This is a genomic window from Mesorhizobium sp. BR1-1-2, assembly GCF_020165435.1.
GTDB lineage: Bacteria > Pseudomonadota > Alphaproteobacteria > Rhizobiales > Rhizobiaceae > Mesorhizobium.
This window is the reverse complement of record NZ_JAIUID010000011.1, coordinates 39,291-57,989: the sequence shown is the minus strand read 5'-3', so window position 1 is coordinate 57,989 and position 18,699 is coordinate 39,291. Positions and strand designations below refer to the sequence as shown.

At 59.7% G+C, this 18,699-nt stretch carries 17 protein-coding genes; 13 read left to right on the top strand and 4 right to left on the bottom strand.

The annotated features are described in order from the left end of the window. Positions 1-17 precede the first annotated feature (17 nt). From LB551_RS22240 to LB551_RS22205, 8 genes are all read left to right on the top strand, one after another. Positions 18-761, top strand: a complete 744-nt coding sequence (locus LB551_RS22240) for a GntR family transcriptional regulator (protein ID WP_411970960.1) — start codon at positions 18-20, stop codon at positions 759-761. Positions 762-797: 36 nt separating this feature from the next. Further along, positions 798-1,982 carry a mannonate dehydratase gene (gene uxuA, locus LB551_RS22235; RefSeq protein ID WP_224660486.1) on the top strand — a complete coding sequence of 395 codons (1,185 nt, stop codon included), beginning with the start codon at positions 798-800 and terminating at the stop codon, positions 1,980-1,982. 212 nt (positions 1,983-2,194) lie between these two features. Further along, positions 2,195-3,247 carry a LacI family DNA-binding transcriptional regulator gene (locus LB551_RS22230; RefSeq protein WP_224660485.1) on the top strand — a complete coding sequence of 351 codons (1,053 nt, stop codon included), beginning with the start codon at positions 2,195-2,197 and terminating at the stop codon, positions 3,245-3,247. A gap of 2 nt (positions 3,248-3,249) precedes the next feature. Continuing rightward, a complete protein-coding gene (locus tag LB551_RS22225; protein WP_224660484.1) occupies positions 3,250-4,011 on the top strand; it encodes a glucosamine-6-phosphate deaminase in 762 nt (253 codons plus the stop codon). A 35-nt stretch (positions 4,012-4,046) separates the two neighbouring features. Continuing rightward, on the top strand, positions 4,047-5,234 hold the full coding sequence (locus tag LB551_RS22220; protein WP_224628121.1) for an extracellular solute-binding protein: 1,188 nt from the start codon (positions 4,047-4,049) through the stop codon (positions 5,232-5,234). Positions 5,235-5,590: 356 nt separating this feature from the next. Then, positions 5,591-6,772, top strand: coding sequence for a type III polyketide synthase (locus LB551_RS22215; protein ID WP_318012748.1), 1,182 nt, complete (start codon positions 5,591-5,593; stop codon positions 6,770-6,772). Next, positions 6,773-7,495 (top strand): hypothetical protein, encoded by a 723-nt coding sequence (locus LB551_RS22210; protein ID WP_224660483.1) that lies wholly within the window; start codon positions 6,773-6,775, stop codon positions 7,493-7,495. Further along, the gene (locus LB551_RS22205) at positions 7,492-8,676 is read left to right on the top strand and encodes an NAD(P)/FAD-dependent oxidoreductase (RefSeq protein ID WP_224660482.1); all 1,185 of its coding nucleotides are present in this window, start codon (positions 7,492-7,494) and stop codon (positions 8,674-8,676) included. The genes LB551_RS22210 and LB551_RS22205 overlap by 4 nt, the downstream gene beginning before the upstream one ends. A 134-nt stretch (positions 8,677-8,810) precedes the next feature. On the opposite strand, the gene LB551_RS22200 is transcribed toward LB551_RS22205, so the two are convergent. The 4 genes from LB551_RS22200 to LB551_RS22185 all read right to left on the bottom strand — a co-directional run bounded on the left by LB551_RS22200 (position 8,811) and on the right by LB551_RS22185 (position 12,973). Beyond that, complete coding sequence (locus tag LB551_RS22200) at positions 8,811-9,116, bottom strand: hypothetical protein (RefSeq protein WP_140552796.1); 306 nt, start codon at positions 9,114-9,116, stop codon at positions 8,811-8,813. A 177-nt stretch (positions 9,117-9,293) separates the two neighbouring features. After that, positions 9,294-9,794, bottom strand: coding sequence for a metallophosphoesterase family protein (locus tag LB551_RS22195; RefSeq protein WP_224628113.1), 501 nt, complete (start codon positions 9,792-9,794; stop codon positions 9,294-9,296). A gap of 78 nt (positions 9,795-9,872) precedes the next feature. Beyond that, positions 9,873-10,202, bottom strand: a complete 330-nt coding sequence (locus LB551_RS22190) for a hypothetical protein (RefSeq protein ID WP_224660481.1) — start codon at positions 10,200-10,202, stop codon at positions 9,873-9,875. A 764-nt stretch (positions 10,203-10,966) separates the two neighbouring features. Further along, complete coding sequence (locus tag LB551_RS22185; protein ID WP_224660480.1) at positions 10,967-12,973, bottom strand: DUF4838 domain-containing protein; 2,007 nt, start codon at positions 12,971-12,973, stop codon at positions 10,967-10,969. Between the two features lie 547 nt (positions 12,974-13,520). Here LB551_RS22185 and LB551_RS22180 point away from each other — a divergent pair. The 5 genes from LB551_RS22180 (at position 13,521) to LB551_RS22160 (ending at position 18,546) form a co-directional block, all read left to right on the top strand. Continuing rightward, positions 13,521-13,715 (top strand): hypothetical protein, encoded by a 195-nt coding sequence (locus LB551_RS22180; protein ID WP_140552792.1) that lies wholly within the window; start codon positions 13,521-13,523, stop codon positions 13,713-13,715. A 440-nt stretch (positions 13,716-14,155) separates the two neighbouring features. Next, positions 14,156-14,635, top strand: coding sequence for a MucR family transcriptional regulator (locus LB551_RS22175; RefSeq protein ID WP_411970959.1), 480 nt, complete (start codon positions 14,156-14,158; stop codon positions 14,633-14,635). A gap of 210 nt (positions 14,636-14,845) precedes the next feature. After that, complete coding sequence (locus LB551_RS22170) at positions 14,846-16,432, top strand: FAD-dependent oxidoreductase (protein ID WP_224660479.1); 1,587 nt, start codon at positions 14,846-14,848, stop codon at positions 16,430-16,432. A gap of 439 nt (positions 16,433-16,871) precedes the next feature. Then, the gene (locus LB551_RS22165) at positions 16,872-17,651 is read left to right on the top strand and encodes a response regulator transcription factor (RefSeq protein ID WP_140552790.1); all 780 of its coding nucleotides are present in this window, start codon (positions 16,872-16,874) and stop codon (positions 17,649-17,651) included. Positions 17,652-17,784: 133 nt separating this feature from the next. Then, a complete protein-coding gene (locus LB551_RS22160; protein ID WP_224660478.1) occupies positions 17,785-18,546 on the top strand; it encodes a Crp/Fnr family transcriptional regulator in 762 nt (253 codons plus the stop codon). Positions 18,547-18,699: the final 153 nt, after the last annotated feature.

Below are 18,699 nucleotides of genomic sequence, written 5' to 3'. Positions count from 1 at the left end.
AGATCGGGGATCGAGAAATGACATCAGCAAAGGCGCATGCGGGCCTTGCGGGTTCCGACCGCGACGCCGTCCCCGTTCGAACGAAGATGCGTCGGCCGGGCATCGTGCGTACGACCGCTGCGTCCGCAGTATACCGCGAACTGCACGAGGCGATCGTATCCATGCAGCTTAAGCCCGGCAACGCCTTGAATGAAAAGGTTCTGACCGAGCGTTTCGGTGTCAGCCGCACGCCGGTTCGCGAGGCGTTGATTCGCCTGGTCGAAGACGGGCTGGTCAATATCTATCCCCAGTCGGGAACCTTCGTCGCGCCGATACCGATCTCGCTCATTCCCGAAGCCGTCGTCATCCGTAAGGCGCTGGAAGGCGCGACGGTCGAGAGGGCCGCGCAATGCGCAAACGGCGACGATGTGGGAAAGCTCGACGACATATTGGCGCGGCAGCGGTTCCTTGCCGAACGACAGGACATGAACGGCTTTCACGAGGCCGACGAGGCCTTTCACGAGGCGATTGCCCGAATAGCCAACTATTCCGGCATCTGGAACTATCTGAAGCCGGTCAAGGTGCAGATCGACCGGGCGCGGCGCATGACGCTGCCCGCGCTCGGCCGCATGGACCATGTGATCGGCGAGCATGCGATCATCCGCAACGCCATAGCGGCGCATGACGTGAAGGCTGCCTGTAAGGCCATGCGAATCCATCTGGGCGCTGTCATTCCCGATGTCGAGCAACTGCGCGACGCCTACCCCGACTGGTTTATTTGAGCCGACCAGCCCTGAAATAAGTTGGAGAAATGACGAATGCGCGAGGCATGGAGATGGTTTGGACCGGATGCGGGGGTTCCGCTCGATGCGGTGCGTCAGGCCGGCGCCACCGATATCGTATCGGCGTTGCACGAGGTCCCGATCGGGCGTGCCTGGACCAAGGCGGAAGTAGCGACACGCAAGGCGATGATCGAGGATACGCCGTCAAACCGCTCGCCGCTTGTCTGGTCGGTCGTTGAAAGCATACCGGTCCCCGACGCTGTCAAGCGTCACGGCGGCGGCGCGAAAGCCGAGATCGAAGCCTGGATCGCCAGCATGGAAGCGGTTGCGGCCAACGGCATCCATATCATCTGTTTCAATTTCATGCCGCTGGTTGACTGGACCCGCACCGATCTCGACTACGAACTGCCAAGCGGCGCGACCGCGATGCGTTTCGACCAGAACCGGTTCGCAGCTTTCGACCTGCACATCCTGCAGCGCAGGGGAGCCAAAGCCGATTATTCCAAGGAGGACCGCGAGCGGGCGAAAGCTGTCTTCGAGGCGATGAGCGAAGAGGAGGCCGCGACCCTCGTCGCCAACATCGCCAGTGCGCTGCCGGGCTCGACCACGGAGCCGTTGACCGTCCCGCAATTTCGCGACCGGCTGGAGCGTTATGCGGGCATCGATGCCGCCCGGCTGCGCCACCATCTCACCGAATTCCTGGCGGCGATCGCGCCCGCTGCAGAGAGCAGCGGCGTCCGGCTTGCGCTGCATCCGGACGATCCGCCCCGATCACTCTTCGGTCTGCCGCGGGTGGCCTCGACCGCCGCTGACTACAACGCGCTTTTCGAGGCAGTTCCGTCGCCGGCCGTCGGCATGTGCTTTTGCACCGGAAGCCTTGGCGTGCGCGCCGACAACAATCTTCCGGCGATGGCGAAGCACTTCGCTCCGCGCATCCCCTTCGCGCATTTGCGGGCTACCAAGCGCGAAGGCGATGGCCGCACCTTCCATGAAGCGGCGCATCTGGACGGCGACGTGGACATGGTTCCGGTACTGCGCGAATTGTTGGCCGAAGACGGCAAACGGGAACCGCACGACACCATCGTCTTCCGCTCCGACCACGGCCACCGCATGCTGGACGATCTCACAAAGAAGGTGAATCCGGGTTATCCGGCGATAGGCCGCCTGCGCGGTTTGGCGGAACTGCGCGGCGTGATCCACGCGCTCCAGTCGAAGGGTTGACGGCGCGGCAATGCCTACCGTGATCGGCGCGGCCCTCGGTCCGCCTGCGCCGATCCTGCCCTATCCCTGACGTCGATTGGCATTAGGTCGGTTTCCGCCTGTGGAGGACTGCCTCGGGAGACAGCCCGACTATCCGACCTGTTCTAGGCCAATCAATCCTTGACACGACTTCGTGCAAGCGCTTTCATGCAAGCGCTTGCACAGGGGCGCGCATGCCTGACCGAAGGCGGAACAATTCATCTTCAACACCGACGCTGAGCGAGGTGGCGGACGCCGCCAACGTCTCTTCGGCTACCGTTTCGCGTGCTTTCAGCCGGCCGGAGCTTCTCAGTCGCGAGACAGTCGCGAGGGTTCACTCGGTCGCCGCGCGGCTCGGTTATGTCCCCAACCATGCCGCGCGCGCACTAAGCACCGGCCGGATAGGCAACATCGCGCTGATCGTGCCCGATATCACCAACCCGTTCTTCGCGGCGTTGATGCGTGGAGGGCAGGCGACGGCCCGCGAATGTGGCTATGCGACGTTTATCGGCGATTCCGACGAGACGCCGGAAGTGGAGGACATTCTCCTGACCAAGCTGTCGGCGCAGGTAGAAGGTTTCATTATCGCCTCTTCGCGCCTGCACACGAAACAGATCCTAGAACATGCGCGGAAGCGGCCTTGCGTCCTCGTCAACCGCGACATTCCCGGCACGGTACGGCTTCTGGTCGATAGCGGGCCAAGCTATGGGCAAGCGCTGGAGCATCTGGTTTCGCTGGGCCATAGATCGATCGCCTATGTTGCCGGGCCGGCATTCTCCTGGTCGAACAGCCAGCGCTACGGCACCGTGACCAGGAGGGCCGCCGAGCTTGGGGTCGAGATCCTACGGGTTCCGACCTCGCGGCCAAGCTTCGAGGCCGGCCAGGCCTGCGTCGATGAGCTCGTCCTGACGGGCGCGACCGCCGTACTCGCATTCGACGATGTCATGGCGCAAGGCATCATGGCCGGGCTTGCCGCGCGCGGGCTGTCGGTGCCGGGCGACTACAGCGTGATCGGCTGCGACGGCATACTGGCGCCGACCCTTTTCCCGCCCCTGACGTCCATCGCAACCCATTGCGCGGAGGCCGGCAGGCAGGCGGTCGAGCTTCTCGTCGCTATGCTGCAAGGCAAGCCGCTCGCTCACAAGCGCATCAATCTCGTCACCGAATTCGTCATCAGGGCGACAACCCAGGCCCCGCGCTCGCAGCGAGCCAAGACGGGGCTCCATCGACTTACAACCACGGAGTGATCATGCGAATTTACGTGAAACCGGACAAAAAGCTGCTGGGCGCCGCTGCCGCTGAACTGGGGGCGCAGTCGATCCGCGCCGCGATCGAGGCGCGCGGCGCGGCCAATATCGTCGTTGCCACCGGCGCCAGCCAGTTCGAGGTACTTGCCGCGCTGGTGAAGCGGGATGACATCGACTGGTCGCGCGTCACCGGCTTTCACCTCGATGAATATGTCGCCATGCCGGATACGCATCCGGCCAGTTTTCGGCGCTATCTCAAGGAGCGCTTCACCGCGCTGCTGCCGTCGCTCGGAGCTTTTCATTTCATCGACGGGGACGTGCCGGATCCAGGTGCCGAGGTGGCGCGCATCAATGCGTTGATTGCCCGCCACCCCATCGATGTGACCTTCGCGGGCATCGGCGAGAACGGCCACCTCGCCTTCAACGATCCGCCCGCGGACTTCGAGACGACAGCGCCGTTCCACCTGGTAACGCTGGACGACCGCTGCCGCCGTCAGCAGTTCGACGAAGGCTGGTTTCCGACGCTGGAAGACGTTCCGCACAGGGCGATCTCCATGACCGTCAACCAGATCATGAAAAGCGGTCTGATCGTGCTGGCGGTGCCGGACCGCCGCAAGGCCGAGGCGGTGCGCGATACGGTCGAAGCGCCGATCTCGCCGATGGTGCCGGCCGGTATCTTGCGCCGGCATGCCGACTGCCACCTGTTTCTCGATCCGCAATCGACTGCTTTGCTTCACGAAGTGCCGGACACCGTGGGCGAATAACCGTCCACGCAACCTAGAAAAGGGAGGAGACACCAATGACAACCCGACGCAATGCCCTTCTAACGATCCTGGGTGCTGGCGTTGCCGCTACGGCAAGGCCTGTTTTCGCGCTTGCCAAGGAGTTCCCGAAGCCGAAGGAACCGCTGGTCATCAATGTGGTCGACGTTGCCGGCGACCTGCAGCTCAGCCAGCGAGCGCTTGAAAAGTTCGCCGAGACCCATCCGGAACTGATTTCGAAGTTCGTGTACACGCAGGCCCCGGCGCCCGAACTTGCCGCCAAGCTCAAGGCCCAGCAGGCGGCAGGCCGGTTGGACATCGATTTCGTGCTCACCGGTAACGACGCCCTTGCAGCGGGCATCGATCAGGGATTGTGGACCCAGATCCTGCCCGACTACGCCGATATGTTTCCCAAGCTCGACCAGCGCTACCTGCCGGGCGCCTATGCCATGCAGCAGATGGCGAAGGGCCAGGCCTTCGTCGATAGCTGGTATCCGTCAGGCCCGCTCCTGGAATATGCGCCGGATCGGGTCAAGGACCTTCCTGGCACCGCTGAAGAGTTGCTTGCCTGGTGCAAGGCGCATCCGGGAAAGTTCATGTATGCGCGACCGGCGAATTCCGGCCCCGGCCGAACCTTCGTCATGGGCCTTCCCTACCTGCTCGGCGATAAGGATCCGCTGGATCCTATCGACGGCTGGGAGAAGACCTGGGCCTATCTCAAGGAACTGAACGACTGCATCGACTATTATCCCTCCGGCACGACCGTCACCATGAAGGAACTGGGTGACGGCACGCGCGACATCATCGCCACGACCACCGGATGGGACATCAATCCGCGCTATCTCGGCATCGTTCCCGAAGACTACAAGATTGCGACCCTGAAAGGCTTCCACTGGGTCAGCGACGCCAACTATGTGGCTATCCCAAAGGGTGTTTCCGACGAAAAGCTCGGCGTTCTCCTGCAACTGATCGCCTTCATCCTGGAGCCCGAGCAGCAGGCATTCATGTACGATCACGGCTACATGTACCCCGGCCCATCGATCAGGGACGTGCCGATAGAGATGGCGCCGCAGGACAGTCAGGACACGATCAAGCGTTTCGGCCGGCCCGAATATGCCGCGATGATCGCCGACAACCCGATCGAACCGCCGCTCGACGCCAAACCGCTGGTTGCCATGTTCGAGAAGTGGGACAAGGAGATCGGCGGGGCCAAAAACGCCAAATAGGGTATCTCCGCGCACAGCCATTCGACAGCGGTTTGTCCCCGCTGCCATGATAGCTAAGCCGCCTTGACAATACCCTTGGTGGCCCGGGGAAGCCGCCGGTCCAACCGAGATCGCGGTCGACTGGCAAAGGCCTTGGCCGGTCAAGGAATGGATGACTCGTCTGGCCACATGGCGGCCGCGATGCCATCCGTCCTGACGCGAATGCGGCAACCGTCGCGGTACGGTGCCGACGTTCGACGCTCGCCCGCCTGCGCAGCCGACAGCGAGGATGCCTCCAATTGCGCTTGGTGCCGCCATAGGCCGGCACCTTGGAAATCGTCGAGGACGAGGGAAGCTTTCATCCGTCCCAGACGTTTATGAAGTGTTTACCATTCCCAGGGGCTGGTCCCGACCCGGTCGGGTTCGTAGTCACGCCCGCGGTACACCAGCCTAAAGCTGTAGGCCGAGGAAAAATGCCCGCTCAAGCTTTCATCAATCGGATTGCGGCAGCCGTTCCGGAGAATGGCGTTCACCGGTTCTTTCTTCAATTTGCCGGCTCCCAACTGACTGCAGATCCCCGTCGCCGGGCGATCTTTGATCGCATGGCGGACAGATGCGGAATAGAGCATCGTTATTCGTGCTTTGCGCCCGCCGATGATCCTGAAGGCCCAAGTGTCGATTTGGAGGGTGTTTTCAAACGGGGCGCGTTTCCAGGCACGGCAAAGCGCATGGAGATGTTCGCGGCCACAGCGCCCGCTCTGGCTGAACAGGCCGTGGAGAAGCTCCTTCACGGTCAGGACAGGAGCCGTATCACGCATTTGATCGTCACCACCTGCACGGGGTTTTCCGCCCCCGGCCTGGATCTGGAAATAATTGCCCGGTGCAACCTGCCGACCTCCATCGAGCGCACAATCATCGGCTTCATGGGTTGCTATGCAGCGATCAACGCACTCAAGCAGGCACGACACATCATCCGGTCAGAACCCGAGGCCCGGGTTCTGGTGGTCAGCATCGAACTCTGTACGCTCCATCTCAAGGAGACCTCCGACCTCGAAAAACTGCTCTCGTTCTGCCTGTGGGGCGATGGCTGCTCGGCTGCGTCGGTAAGCGCCAGCCCTTTTGGCATAGGACTGGATAGTTTTCACGCGCTCGTTGATGCCGGCAGCCGCGACCTCATGAGCTGGAACATACATGACGACGGTTTCGACATGGTGTTGTCGGGAGAGGTTCCCGCTGCAATTCACCACGCACTCGGCACAGACATCGGCAGCATTCTGGGAAACAAGAGCGTTTCCGACGTCGATCTCTGGGCCGTCCACCCGGGCGGGCGCTCCGTTCTCGACGCAGTGGAGCGCGCGCTGAATCTCCGTGCCGATGCCTTATCGGCCTCCCGCGAGGTCCTTCGTGAAAACGGAAACATGTCCTCTGCTACCGTCATGTTCGTACTCGAGCGAATGCTGCGCGAGGCCACAAAGGAAGACCGTGTGGGTTGTGCCATGGCATTCGGGCCTGGCCTGACGACCGAGACGATGATGTTCCACACAGCCGGCGACACCTAAATGGCCAATGATCTCGACCATCGTCGGATCGAGCGGGAACTGCTCGACAATTTGCCTCCCGACGATCCAAGGGCCGTCGGTTCGCGGCGTGACCTCGCTTGGATAAACGCACTGATGTTTCAGAGCGCGATCATGGCCAGCCTGTTGAAGGCAAACGTGCGCAAAAGCTCACCCAGATTTATGGAAATCGGTTCCGGCGATGGAGCATTCATGCTTTCCGTCGCAAAGCGCCTCGCCCGGCGCTGGACAGATGTCGACCTGGTCTTGCTTGACCAGTTCAACCTCATTTCGGACAGGCGGTTCGCTGATTTCTCCGCACTTGGTTGGCGGATCGAAACCATTACCGACGATGTCTTCGAATGGATCGAAAGGCCCCGCGCCGGCGCCTTCGATGTGGTAGCGGCCAACTTGTTCCTGCACCATTTTTCGGACGCAGCCTTGAAACGCCTGTTTTTGGCGCTTCGCACTCTGGCGCCAGTGTTTCTCGCCACCGAGCCGAGACGAAACGCCATTGCCTTAAGAGCCTGCTCGCTTCTGCGTGTCATTGGCGCGAACGAGGTGACTTTGCACGACGCGGCGGCAAGCGTCCGCGCCGGTTTTGCGGGTCATGAGCTCTCCAGCCTGTGGCCCTGGGATTACAGGCATCAATGTGCAGAACGCAGAATTGGACCGTTTACCCACGCCTTCCTTGCCGTCGACCGCGCTTCGGAAGGTTTGCCATGATGTACGACGCCATCGTCATAGGCGCTGGGCCAAGTGGTTCTTCGGTGGCCTTGGCTTTGAGCGGCCAGGGGCGCGCAGTTGCCATCGTCGAGCGAAGTGAATTCCCGCGCCGCAAAGTTTGCGGGGAATTCATGTCCGCAGTCAATCTGGATCTGCTGGACAGATTGGGCGGAGGCACCGCGGTTCGCGCCAAAGCCGGTCCGGAGGTCAAGCGGGTTGCACTTTTTGCATCGGGTCCGGGCCCAGAGGCGGGCATGCCGCGAGCCGTGGGAGATGCGTTTGGGCGCGCGCTCGGGCGCGACGTTCTGGATGGCATACTTTTGGATGCGGCTCGCGATGCCGGAGCCGACGTGTTTCAGCCTTGGCGGGCGGCGGAGATCACCACCGATGGTGACAACGCTACGGTTCGGATCGAAAGCAAGCACGATCAGGGAGTTCTCGTCGCGCCGGTCGTGATCGCCGCGCATGGCTCCTGGGAGCAAGGAAGGCTTCCGACGAACCTGCCGAAAACCAACGCGCCGCACGATCTTTTCGGGTTCAAGGCTCATTTCACCGGCGCTGAGCTCGACCGCGACCTCATGCCCCTGTTGGCATTTCCGGGCGGCTATGGCGGCATGGTCTGGGCCGACCGGAACAGGATGTCGCTGTCGTGCTGCATACGCCGCGACGTCTTGATCAGGCTGCGCGAAAAAGGCAACGCCTCGTCGGCAGCCCAAGCTGTTCATGCGCATATCCTTGCTTCCTGTCCCCGTGTCGCCTCCACGATCGTGGATGCCACGCTCGATGGCGAATGGCTCGCGGCAGGTCCCATGCGGCCTGGCATACGCCCACGTTTTGCCGACGATATATTTCGGGTGGGCAACCTCGCCGGTGAGTCCCATCCCATCATCGCTGAAGGCATCTCGATGGGGTTGCAGTCAGGCTGGTTGTTGGCCAATGAACTGGCCAGGTTCGACCGTTGGGACCGGGCGGCGAGGATTGCTGTTGGACGCCGCTATTCGAAGGCCTGGAACCGGCAATTTGCAACCCGCATTCGCGTGGCTGCCTTGTTGGCACGTCTTGCCTCCCATCCGATGTCCGCTGCCGCGATGAACACGTTCGTGAGCGGGTTCCCGAATAGCCTGACGCTGGGAGCCAGATTGACCGGTAAAACGAAACCGCTGCCGATCGCGTGCGACTGAGAGGCTCAAGGCTTGGTACTCCAAGACGCTGTAGCGGTCACGCACTCAGTCTTTCGATAGGCCCAGCCTTGCGATTCGAGGTGACGTCTCAGGCCCGGTCATCGCCGGGCCTGAGCTGAATTCTGCTGGCGGAACTACTTGTTGCAATTCTGGGACGGCGAGGTGGCAGTGCCGCTGGCGGTATTGGTGTCGACGTCATTGCCCGCAGTGTCCTTGCAACGGTCATTCATGCCGTTGGGCGTTGTCGTGGTCGAGTTCGTCGCATTCGGATCAGTTGTGACGGTACCCGTGGTGTTGCCGGAGCCGTTGACGCTCGTGCCGCTGTTGTTCATGCCGCCACCTGCGGTACCGCCGGCATTGCCCGAGCCGCTCGTTTGGGCCAGAGCGGATGTGGCGAGCGCTAAGGACAGGGCGGATGCGACGAAGATCGTTTTCATCATAAGTGTCTCCATTGGTTAAATCGCTTGTTGCGATCACTTTCCCAACGGAGCGCCGTCCTTGTTGTTCCTGTAACGGAAAATCGTGATCGATCTTCATTCTTGTCCGGCTTTGATGCTGAGCGAAGCACATCCAGAACTGTATAAATGACGACTGCCGGTCCGTGGCGAGGGCTACGCTCAGCCTGATCGACGGTTATGCTTGCTGAGTAGCATCGGCAGGGAAACCGGCCGGAAATTCCACACGTCAACGCCGACATCACGCTGGCGAGTAAGCGGCTTCAGCTTGCCATGCGAATGGCCGTGCAAATTTACCGATTGCTTGCCCATCTGATTCCAGGTCCGAAACGGATAATGGCACAGGATGAGGAGGGTGCCGTCCACCACCAGTTCCGCATAGTGCTGGATGCTGGCCCAGCCAGATGCGAGCGTTGCATCGCTTCCGTCATTATTGCCGATGATCAGGTGCTTGCGCCCGTTGAGCTGCGACAGGATGTTTTCGATGCCGGCCCTCGGGCGGGCAAAATCACCCAGATGCCAGATCTCGTCGTCCGAGCCGACGGTCTCGTTCCAGAGGCTCATCAGCGCCGCGTCATGCGTCGCCAGCGAGCTGAACGGCCGCCGGTCGATTCGCAGGATGCGTGGATCGTTGAAATGAGTGTCGCTCGTGAAGAAGATCATCCTGTGCGCGGCTTCCCTCGCTGATCGACCCAGCCCATACGCCGGACTAACGATCCGGTATTCGGCTGTAGGCGCTCGTCAGCTCTCTTGCTTACGGCCGTCACCGGCGGCAGACGCTGAGTGTTCAGGCTCCGCAGCCTCGAGACCTTCGATGATCGGCGTGAGCGAGCCATCTTCTTCCGGAACTGGCAGCCGGCCGTTGGTTGCGTTCGCCTTGTCGAGGGCCTGCTGGATGGCGTCCTCTATGTTGCCGATATCTTCTTCGCGAACCTCGCGCCCATATCCCGCGGCGTCCGCATCCTGCTCGAATTGCTGGGCCAACACTGTAACGCTGACTTGCGTGTCGGCGGCCAGGTTTCCGACATTCTCCTGCAGCCAGGTTCGAAAGAACTCGATCGTCGCGCTCATATCGCCTCCTGAACCGGACAACTGCTGCTGAGAGCGGTTGTTCCATGTTCCTGGCCACGCTTGCGGACTCTTGTGACGTTGACCTTGGGTGCCAGGGATCTGATGAACGCGCTGGTTGAGCATGGCCATTGCCGCCACGGCCGCTGCCATCGGTCCCGCGGCCCTTGCCGTCGGCAACACACGGTATCCGAACGGAGTAGCCCCAAACTGTCAGCTTACAATTTGCAGTCATAGGTTACAGACTTCCCTTGTTCTATAAAGGGAGGTGGGAAGTACCTGGGCCTGACAATACTCTAGTGCGAGGTTGACGGTTCGCCTTCGAATCGCGAAATGCCCAGGTGGTTCACAACTCCCAAAACAACGGGAGGTGTCAGCCAAACAGGATGAAATTCGGGTTTCGGACCCTAGTCCCCTCGGTCCGATTCACCGGTTCAAGGGCAACGTTAACACAGCTCAAAGCCGCACAGGAAAAATGCAGTCCGGCAAGTCTCGGCCTCACATCTGGAAACCAGAGCCAGGCACCGACTTCCGCGCAGCACGACGTGTCCTCTCCGGCGATTGAGGAAAATTGCGAGGTGATTGTCGCGTCTGTCGCCTGTCTTGACGCAGTCCCCCCGTTCATGGACAGAAGCGCTCCCGCAACTGCACCGAGCACAGTCGGCAGTGCCTGGCACAACGCCGACCACCTCTCCCTAGCTGGCCAGGGCGCGATATCGCGCGGCTTGGCCAGCTAGCTTTCGCGACCGCTCCTTCAAATAGGTGGATCATTCCGGATCAAGGTCCGGAGATTGAATCGCAAAGCCCGGCAGGATCCAACTCTGGCTCTCCACCCACGCGCAGTGGTTCATGTTGGATATCCAGATATGCTCATATGAGCGCCGAAATTGCAGCAACGCTTCCAGTTCCGGCTTCCCGCGCTCATAGGTGGATTGCGGATCGCCGAGCGTGAGCTTGCTGGCCGCTCGCGAGCACAGCTTCGCATGATGCAACCCCAGCTCAAGGAACTTCACCCGCATGGAGGCTTCTGGATCTTGGATTGCAGAGGCGGCCGCCCTGTCAAGCAAGGCTTCCGCCGGCGCGAAACTCTCCTCTGGATAGACAGCGTGCGCCGCCTTTGCCCAGCTTCGCCAACGAGATGCTCCAAGAGCCTCGAACCCGTCCCGCAGCTGGGCGCGAGCGTTCGAAGTATACGCCTGCCAATAATCAAAATAGCTTTTGACGTCGTCGGCCGCAGGTCCGAAGGCTGAATAATATTCCGACAACAATGACTCCACGGCAGTCTCAGGATGTGTCTGCAGGCGCATCAACAAATAGAGATTTGGACCTTGCGTCGCCCAATGGCCTGTCAGCGAGTCAAAGTCGGTTCCGACCATCCCGTTTCGCGCCGCGTTCTGAAACTCGTCGGCGAACTGGCCGGCGAATATATGCGGCATGCAGTAGCCATCCAGGAAATAGTTGGTGCGCATGAACACCTGGGCAGTCGTTGCCGCCCATCCGCGCCACTGGTCTTTTATCCAGTCCTGCTCTTCGCCGTTGCGTGGATAGTACCAGGCCGATGGGCAAAACCCGATCAGGATATTCGGGTTCAACTTGATTCCCGATGTCGGTGCCGCGAAGTAGTTCATATAGGCGTATCCCACCACGACCGCGTTAGGGTCGTCTTTGGCGGCTATCCGCTGAATGGCCTGCCATGAACGCGCATAGCGGTCCGATACGAAAGGCTTGCTGGCGATCTTCGACTTCGACGGAATGAACTTTCGATAGTCAGGCGGCTCTGGGCCATCCAGCGCCTTGCATACTTCGCACTCGCATTGCCCTGGGATGTCGTTCTCGACCGCATTGACGAAAGTTGGCTGTCCCGCAGAGGCGCTCCGATGCTCACGCCATTGCGAAACGATCTCTTCTCGCAAGCCCGGATTGGAAATGCACATCGAGAAGCGAGCGCCCAGCCTCACCGGGCCCCGTTTGCCTCTGACCAATTGAAACCATTCGGGATGCTCGGTGCCATACCGCTGCCACCAGTCGACGAAAGCGTGACCGTAGTTCGTGGGTACTCTGCGGCCCATTCGGTGGCGACGCAGGAACGTGGCCTGTGCTTTCATATATTCTTTCGCCGCTGCTGCGGTGAAACCCATTTCGGGATGTTGTTCGCTCGTGAAGCCAGCCCCAGGGCGCACGCGACGCTGCATGAACCGAGGCGTAACGACGTAATCAAGCGCAGGGATCACCAAGGACTGTGCCTTTGGGACAAACGTTCCCAGCTCACCTGGCCATAGCCATCGGACACCGAAATAGCGATCAAGGAGCTCGTACACGCCGAAGAGGGTGCCCGCGGACGTGTTTTGGTCGAGTGCACTGCCGGAATGATCGAGGCCGGCGATGCATAGATGGTTGCCGACGGTTCGGATGATACAGGTTTCACGCCCCAATGCGCCGAAGGTGATTCCGGCCGCCCGGGCGAACCGGGTGTCGCCCAGAAAGATATGGGCGGCGTTACGCAGGCCAGCCGGCGAGACATGGCTTTCAGTTGTGATGGCAGGTTGGATGCCGGTCGCTTTTCCTATGTGCCAGCCGAGTTCCGTGGCGGCGTAGTGGACAGAGCCACTCGGTTGGTCCGAAGTAACGAGCGTTACCGCAGGTCTGCCCCCGGCGATAAGCGTTACGCCAGTTGAAGATTGAGCGGCCGCTTTGCCAGGGCTGGTAAAGCCAAGCCAGTGTAACAGGCCCAGAACTGTTCCCTGTGCAAACGTCCTTCGCGATAACGGCCCCATGCCAAAGACCTCACTTAGCGCGCCCTACAAGAATGTAGACCCTTTTTGAGAAGAAGGGGGTTCACAACAATTTGTATCAAGTAAGCTTTGCATGCTTCCGCCGTTACGTTTCCCCTTACCCGCATGCCGTCTATGGATCGCCATTCGGCAGTTCGGGGCCAAGACGAAGATCAGTGTGTAAGGGCTCTCTTTGTACAATATGTACATACATACAGAGGTCCCATCTGATTTAACGGATGCAGAGAATTAATCGATATATCCGCGATTTTCCTCGAAAAAAACTATTCATATCCGCGGGATAAGCAATGCCCTCTTTTGGAGGCTTATCATGATCAAACACATTCTTTTGACAGGCTCACTGACCGCTTCAGTGCTTCTTTCATCTGATCGTTTTGCCGATTCCGGGACAAAGGTCGGGTCGGCGGATGCCGGTCGGTCCGGCGCTGTGCGACCGGTTTGCGCGACCCACTGGTGAAGTCCCCACCATCCGGGAACTCTCATGCGCCATGTTCGTTACTGCTCCACATTATGGAGAGACGGGGGTCGGATGGATTTTTCGAAACGTACGGACTGGGAGGCTCTAGCCAGCGCCCTCGACGTCAACATCTATCAGCGTTCGAAGACAGTGTGGATTGCGGCTGGAAAGTACCGCGGCAAAGACATTGAAGTGAAAGGCCGCTCGCCAAGCATCGCACTCGCATTGTGGAAGGAAGCTGCGGGTTATACCGGCTCGGAGTGGTAGAAAGAGTTGCTCCTCAAGCCGCGCCGCTCAGGTCCGAGCGCGCTCGCGCAGCGCAAGGCGCAAGCATCATTCAAGGGGCGACGCGTGGATAATCGTGACTTCGCGCGCGCCATGAAGCTCCTGACACGACAGCCTTAACAAGTCGAGCCGCCGCAGAGAGGCGGCGCTGGATATCGATTTAACAGTCGATGCCGGTACGCGATGTGTGCGCACCGGCATCGGATCACTCAGGTCCTGCCGGCTTGGCTGTGCCACCTTTGTTGTCGGTTTCGCCGCTGCCATCACGGGATCGGCACGGCCAGGCGGTACCACTTTTGGATGGATCGGCTGCCGCCAAGGGACAATTGACACAAACGGCACCTGGGGATGGCATTGGGCTATGCAAGGAGCGGGGCATCAGGAGCATTCTCCTGTGACGGTGGGCAGTCCTTCAATGAGCGATGCAGAACGTGCTCCGCGCCTCGGCCACGGAAGGTAATCTTCTTCAGGCAATGAGCGGACTCATGGACTCTGACCCCGCCGACCACATTGAGCTAACCGCTGATATTGTTTCGGCCTATGTCAGGAAGAACCGGACGTCGCCTTCCGACCTGATTGACCTGATCCAGAATGTCGGCCGTGCTTTGCAAAAGCTTGCCGTGGGCGATCACCAGCCTGAACCAAAACCTGTTCCGGCCGTGCCGATCCGCAAGTCGGTGACCCCTGACTTCATCATCAATCTGGAGGACGGACGCCGGATGAAATCGTTGAAGCGGTATCTTACGTCCATCGGCATGACGCCAGCGCAATATCGGCAGAAATGGGGTTTGCCGCCGGATTATCCGATTGTGGCGCCGAATTTAACTGCGTTGCGTTCGGAGGCAGCCAAGAGGATCAAGCTTGGACAACGGAATGCCAGTGGCCGAACTTCCAGAGGTTAACCGAATGGAGCACAGGGCGAGGCTCCGGCAGTCCTCGCGCCGTTGCTCGTATCGTCGCATTTGTTTTCTTCGAATGACAAATTTAACGTGCCTGCCCGATGCCAGCGGGACCAGCAGCCAGATAGGGTTGGGGGCAGGGCGCAAACGGCCACGCTGTTCTCACAAGCGTGCAGTTTCTGGTCCCGATCGACGCCATGCCCGATCGACGCCATGATTGAAGATTGCAACGCCTTTCCGCAGGGGATGCGCCTGGAGGCGGACGTGTGCATCGTGGGAGCGGGTGCCGCCGGCCTGGCGATAGCATCACAACTCGAAGGCATGCGGCATCGCATATGCGTCATCGAAAGCGGCGGCATGACGTACGAACACTGGCGCCAACGGCTGTCGCGCGGGCTGTCCGTGGGTCAACCCTACGAAGCTCTTGACCTTTGCCGCCTTCGTCAGTTCGGCGGAAGCACAGGCAAGGCTGGTTGGGGCGGATGGTGCAAGATGTTGGATCATGGCGATTTCGAGCATCGCCCCTGGATACCCCTGAGTGGGTGGCCCGTCGCCCATAAATCGTTACTACCCCATTATGAGACCGCAGCCCGGCTGCTCGGAATCGACGACCTGCTGACCGATTGGCCGACTTCCGCAGTCCTGCCTGAAAACGGGCCGCTCTTTTCGGAACGCTGCTTTCTCAGTCCCACTCCGGATATCGGAGCAACGCTTCGCAAGAAGCTTCAGGACGCAAAAAACGTGCAGGTCGTGCTGCATGCCACGGCGCTGCGGCTCGACACCGACGACTGCGGAAGGCGGGTTCGCTCCATCGAGGTAGCGAGCACGCCGAACAAACGATTCCAGATTGACGCGCGATTTTTCGTGCTGGCCTGTGGCGGTATCGAAAACGCGCGCCTGCTCCTTGTTTCAAACCGACAGGCGCCGAATGGCATAGGAAACCAGTATGACCTGGTTGGCCGCTATTTCATGGAGCATCCCCGGGTAAAATGGGGAAGTCTGCAAGTCAGCCAACCCGACAAAATGATAGACCTCCACGTGCCCTGGACCCGCAGGACCGGATTGTCGCCTGAAAACCGCGGCACCAATGATGCGTTCGGACTGGCGCTGCGGCCCGAGATACGCGCAAACGAGCGCCTCCTTGATTCCCGCACATGGATCAAGCCTGGACCTTGCGTCAATCACATGGATGGTTCCGAAGCCTTGCAGTATCTTGCCTTCTGGCTGCGGAGAGGCCGCCTGCATCGCGATCTGATCAAATGCGGCCGAACTATCCTGATGCATCCTGCGGGAGCAGTGTCGGCAGGTTTCGAACGGGCATGGCACTCACGTCGGCGTGCAAGGCATTTTCATTTTGATACGATACTCGAACAAGAACCGGATCCGGCAAGCCGCGTCACGCTCGATACAAGGCTCGACGAGTTCAGTCTGCCCCGTGTGAAGCTGCAATGGAATGTGGGGCCTCTCGTCCGACGGACGCTTGAGCGTGTCCAGACAATCATCACTGAAGAGATGAAGCGGCTGGGGCACAGAAGCGCCATTCATACAGGCCAGGACGAAAGGGCGGCGGGAGAGCGAGACATCCCTTATCACTGGGTTCGACACCACATGGGCACGACGAGGATGAGCGATGACCCGCGAACCGGCGTGGTCGATAGTTCGTGCCAGGTGCACGGCCTCGCAAATCTGTTCGTCGCCGGCAGCTCCGTCTTCCCGACCGGAGGCAACGACATGCCCACGCTCACCATCGTCGCGCTCGCTATCAGGCTGGGCCAGCACTTGCGGCAAAGCCTCGAATAAGGCTCACCTCCATCTTCGCTAAGGCGGCCAATCGACGGGAAAGGGCGCTGGCTGCGACGTCTCATGCCGCAGGGTCCGCATATGGAATGTGCCGGCTCCTGAATACAATTTTATGTTTTGCCGAGAAAGTATGCGCGTTCTGAGCGAAGGTCTGACCAACGGCTCACATAGCCACCCTGTTTAGCTCTTTGTCGTAACGATTCTGGGTGACCGCTACTTCCGTAGCTACCCCCTATTGGTAAGCGCATGGACTGCGAAGCCAACTATAATACTGCAACCAGGACTTTTTCACTTTGATTGCTTGGGGAAACCGAAATTTTGGCCGCGCTGTGCGTTTTGTCACACCACCACCTCCGGTCCACAAGCTATTACTAAAGTGTTAAGGTATGGGTTTAAAAGCGAAATCTCCGTTGGGGCGAGATTTGCGCGGGGGTGAGTCATGACAAGTTTTTTGCCTGCGAATGATCGGACGGACAAAACTGATCTTGATCAATATCCATCTATTCTCGACGTCAATCGTCTCTCACCGTCCTCGGGAGAGGGAATCGAGATTGCAATCATCGATGGCCGGCCTTTGATGTGTGACTGCTTCAGCAGAAGCCTCGAAATCATCGAGCCATCATTTCATATTCAGCATTACGCGTCGGTCGAAGCGTTCGACATGGCGGATCCCGAAGAAACGCAGAGAGTTTCGACGGTCCTGATGTGTGTGATGTGGTCGAACTCCCAGGCGGACTACCATCTTTCCCAGATAGGCCATCTGAAGGCGACCAGGCCCGAGGTAGGGGTGGTCATCCTATCGGATATCGAGAACTTTGAGGACATTCTCAAAGTGGTCGAAAACGGCGCGCGTGGCTATATTCCTACCAGCGTCAGGTTGCAGGTGGCCGCCAAGGCGATCCAGCTTGTCGCGGCGGGCGGAACCTTCGTCCCGCCCAGTGTTCTCTTTCATTCAGGGCGCGCTGTCACCGACGGCCAGCCCGCGACCAAGCAGCAGCCGCACGGAGACAACACTTTTACTTCGCGTCAGATGTCTGTCATCGAGGCATTGCGTCGAGGAAAGGCGAACAAGGTCATCGCGTACGAGCTCAACATGTGTGAAAGCACGGTCAAGGTACACATCCGGAATGTGATGAAAAAACTTCGTGCCAGAAACCGTACGGAAGTTGCCTACATACTCAACACAACGCCGTATGAAGGGATTGCCATACGGAATTGAAATATATGGGTGCCGCCTCACTCAACGAATAATGGTTCTTGACGGACCGTTTTAGTAGATGTGATTTGCTTGAGCTTGGGGAGCAGCCGCAACGGAAGCGGCTGCGAACCTTTGCAAGGGGGGCGCGACCAGAATGAAACAACCGCCCGTTCGATATCCAGGCCCGCAGACTGACGGGGAGATCACCTCCGTAGCTGATGCCAACCATGTGCACGGGCCGGATTTAAAAAATATCGAGCATTTCAGCAATGTTAAGTCGTCCACCCTGATCGAGATAGACCGCCGCTGTCGTTGGTTGCATCTCAATGAAGGGGATGTACTGGTCCCGGCCGGCGAAAGTGTCGACCGGCTTTTTTTTCTGCTCGAGGGTGAGCTTCGGGCGCTTGTTTATACCCGCAACGGCAAGATCGTTTCGCTCCCCCCCGCGCATCGTGGCTCGCTTGTTAACGGAATTGCCTTGAGCGGCGACATCCAGATGCCATATTCGGTCGAAGCGGCGGGACCATGTACTGTCGCTTCGATCGGCAGTCGTGCCTTTCTGGACATAGTCAAGCAGGATCCTGAAGCCCTGCATGCCGTTGTGCAATTGTTGGTGGAACGTCAGCAGGTGCTTGTCGAGCACATCGTTGAGCTTTCGACGCTCAACGTTCGGTCCCGGGTGCATAAGGAACTGCTGCGTCTATGCGCTGAAGACATCGGAGCCGACGGTTCAGCGAGGATTTCTCCTATCCCGACCCATACGGATCTGGCCCACCGCATTGGCACCCACCGCGAGGCGGTGGCACGCGAACTGAGCTACCTGCAAAACATCGGATTGGTGCTACGCCATGCGAAAGAGCTTTACGTGCCGGACGTGTCCCGCATCGCCGATCTTGTGGCAAAGTCGGACGACTAATCGTAAGCGATGCGTCGGGGCACCTTTCGAGAATGGTCGCGATCTCTGAGATTGCCGGTTGCATTGGGACCAGACATCGGTTGTGTTTGGGCTTGATCTACGCTGGCCCTGAGCGGCAGCTGCGGTGCTCCGAGGTGAACGATAGGCAGCTTC